At 49.8% G+C, this 267-nt stretch carries 1 protein-coding gene; it reads right to left on the reverse strand.

Annotation, left to right across the window (positions count from 1 at the left end; translation table 11 throughout):
- Positions 1-54: 54 nt before the first annotated feature.
- On the reverse strand, positions 55-267 hold a 213-nt coding region (locus tag AC1RPJ_RS08205; RefSeq protein WP_481762915.1), incomplete at its 5' end, for a hypothetical protein.

The raw sequence follows: 267 nt of genomic DNA on the forward strand, positions 1-267 counted from the left end.
TATCGTCGCATTCTTCTTGGTAGAGGTCATAATCTTTGGTAGAGATGTTCATGCTCACTCCTTACGAAATGACTCGGGAATACACGACGAACGAGCCGGTTGATCTGGAGAGCGCAATACTACACCGGTATCTGGCCCGTCGTCAATACCGTTGTGCTCGAACGCAAGAATTTCAGTATCTCGCCACGCGGCCTGTATTTGCGAAATCGGCGCATGTTCCATCAACGTGATCGCCATTTGACAAAAGTTCCGGAGTCGAGCCATGTC

The sequence above is a fragment of the Dellaglioa sp. CoH-57-MRSF-17 genome (assembly GCF_056782015.1).